The organism is Streptomyces apricus, from assembly GCF_008369065.1.
Classification (GTDB): Bacteria; Actinomycetota; Actinomycetes; order Streptomycetales; family Streptomycetaceae; genus Streptomyces; species Streptomyces apricus.
In genome coordinates this window covers 18,294-21,090 of sequence record NZ_VDFC01000036.1, presented here as the reverse complement: position 1 = coordinate 21,090, position 2,797 = coordinate 18,294, and the positions used below count along the sequence as shown (strand labels likewise).

General features: G+C 69.1%; 2 protein-coding genes. One reads left to right on the top strand and one right to left on the bottom strand.

Going from position 1 to position 2,797, the window contains the following annotated elements; all coding sequences use genetic code 11:
• Window positions 1-25: 25 nt before the first annotated feature.
• Entirely contained in the window at window positions 26-1,042 is a 1,017-nt protein-coding gene (locus FGF04_RS12435) for a LacI family DNA-binding transcriptional regulator (protein WP_149511370.1), read from the bottom strand.
• A 305-nt stretch (window positions 1,043-1,347) separates the two neighbouring features.
• On the opposite strand from FGF04_RS12435, the gene FGF04_RS12430 reads away from it, so the two are divergent.
• Window positions 1,348-2,661 carry an extracellular solute-binding protein gene (locus FGF04_RS12430; RefSeq protein ID WP_149511369.1) on the top strand — a complete coding sequence of 438 codons (1,314 nt, stop codon included), beginning with the start codon at window positions 1,348-1,350 and terminating at the stop codon, window positions 2,659-2,661.
• The last annotated feature ends 136 nt before the right edge of the window (window positions 2,662-2,797 follow it).

Below are 2,797 nucleotides of genomic sequence, written 5' to 3'. Positions count from 1 at the left end.
CACGATGACTGAGACGACCCGCCCCTCACGACGACTCGCGCACCACCAGCTCGGTGGGCAGCACCACCTGCCGGCGCGGCTCCTCCGGGTTGTCGATCTCCTCCAGGAGGATCTGCGCGATCGTGTTGCCGATCTCCTCGACCGGCTGGCGCACGCTGGTGAGGGACGGGTTGGTGTGACGGGCGATGATGGAGTCGTCGAACCCCACCACCGCCACCTCGTCCGGAACGGCGCGCCCCTGCCTGCGCAACTCCAGCAGCGCCCCCGCCGCCATCACGTCCGACGCCACGAACACGGCGTCCAGCGACGGGACGTGTTCAAGGAGTGAACGCATCGCGGCCACACCGCCCTCCTCGGTGAAGTCACCCGAGGCGGCCAGGCGCTCCGGCGCCTCGTGGCCCGCCTTCTCCAGCGCCTCGCGCCATCCCTGGAGCCGGCTGCGCGTCACGTCCATGTCGAGGGGGCCGCTGATCGTGGCGATGGTGCGCCGCCCCCGCGCGAGCAGGTGGGCGACGGCCGCCTCGGCCCCGCCCGCGTTGTCGGAGTGCACGTGGCTGAGCGACTCGGCGGGGGAGCGGCGGCCGGCCAGCACCGTGGGCAGCCCCATGTCCTCCAGCAGCCCCGGCAGCGGGTCGTGCTCGTGCACCGAGACCAGGAGCACCCCGTCGACCCGTCGCTCCGCCACCGACTCGGTCAGCTGGTCCCGCTCCAACTGGTCGCGTACGAGCACCAGTTGGAGCTGGGTGCGGGTCCGGGCGAGGGCGGTGCTGACCCCGCGGATGACGGCCGAGAAGTAGGGCTCGGAGCCCAGCCTGCTCTCCGACTCGGGGATCACCAGGGCCACGGAGTTGGTCCTGCTCGTCACCAGGCCCCGGGCGACCGAGTTCGGTACGTAGTTCAGCTCCTCGATGGCGGCGAGCACGGCGGCCCTGGCCTTGTCGCTGACGAGCTCCGAGCCGTTGATGACTCGTGAAACCGTGGTGCGCCCGACGCCGGCGCGCGCGGCGACCGTCTTGATGGTCGGACGCTGCCTGCCTGCCATGCCGCCTCCTCGCTCGCGCGGTGCCCGGGCCGCTGTCACCTGCGCATTGTGCCAGACCTCCGGGATGCCGTCGGGGGTCGTCCGGCGGGCCCGCGGATGAGGGGCAGACGAGGACGCGACATCTTTCGGCAACGAAGTCGTTTCAACTTCTTGACAGGACCCTTTCGCGGCAGCGAGGCTTCGGGCCTCCGGGTGGGCACGTTCCCATCGCGCTTTGGGAACGTACCCACCGGACAAATCGGGTCTACGGAGCGGACCGTAGGGCTCGAACTCCGGTGCGTCAGCGCCGCCGCTAGGAGGACGAAATGGGCAAGGTCCGAAGGAAGTCGCGTACGCGAGCCGTGGCCGCCGTGTCGGTTGTGTCGGCTCTCGGCCTGGTCGTGGGCTGCGGGAGCAGTGACGACGGGGGGACCGGCGGGGGGAAGAAGGACGGCAAGGTCACCATCACCATGGGGCTCTTCGGCGTCATGGGGTTCAAGGAGACCGGCCTGCTCGACAAGTACATGAAGGAGAACCCGAACGTCGTCATCAAGGCGGACGTCGCGGGTGACGAGCAGACCTACTACACCGCCCTGCAGACCCACCTGGCGGCCGGCAGCGGGCTCAAGGACATCCAGGGCATAGAGATCGGCCGGGCCAAGGAGCTCTCCGACACGCAGCAGGACAAGTTCGTGGACCTGGCGGGCGCGGCCGGGACGGACCACTTCCTGCCGTGGAAGCAGAGCCAGGTCACCACCAAGGACAAGAAGGTCATCGGTCTCGGCACCGACATCGGTCCGATGGCGGTCTGCTACCGCAAGGACATGTTCAAGGACGCCGGCCTGCCCACCGACCGCGAGGAGGTCGCCAAGCTGTGGGAGGGCGACTGGTCGAAGTACGTGGACGCGGGCAAGGACTTCAAGCGCAAGTCGAAGAACGACAAGGTCGCCTTCATGGACAGCTCCAGCGGACTGTTCAACGCCATGATCTACGGCAACTCCCAGCAGTTCTACGACAAGCAGGGCGAGCTGATCTACGAGACCAACCCCGTCGTCAAGGACGCGTGGAAGCTGGCCTCCGAGGCGGCCACCTCGGACCTGACCGCCAAGCTGCGCCAGTTCCAGCCCGGCTGGGACCCCGGCCTGTCCAACAGCACCTTCGCCACCACCGTCTGTCCGGCGTGGATGCTCGCGCACATCAGTGAGAAGGCGGGCCCGGCCAACAAGGGCAAGTGGGACGTCGCCAAGGCCCCCAAGGGCGCCAACTGGGGCGGCTCGTTCCTCGGGGTGATGGAGCAGAGCCCCGTCAAGAAGGAGGCCCAGGAGCTCGTCGCCTGGCTCACCGCGCCCGAGCAGCAGGCCTACCTCTTCGAGAAGATCGGCAACTTCCCCTCCTCGCAGAAGGCGCTGGAGATGCCCGAGGTCGTCGACGCCAAGTCCGACTACTTCGCGGGCGCGCCCATCGGGCAGATCTTCGGCGACGCGGCCAAGGAGATCCCCGACGAGCAGGTGCTCGGCCGCAAGGACGGCACGATCAAGGACATCTTCTCGCAGGGCCTGACCCTCATCGAGGCGCAGAACAAGACCCCGGACGACGCCTGGAAGACCACGGACAAGCGCATCGAGAAGGCCGCCGGCTGACCTCGGTCTCCCGGGCCCGGCACTTCGGACCCGGTGCCCGACGTCCACCTCCGCAGCAGCCCGGCGGTCCGCCCACCACCCGTGTGGGCCGCCGGGCCCCTGCCCGCCCCGCATCTCCACCCTCCAGGAAGGACGC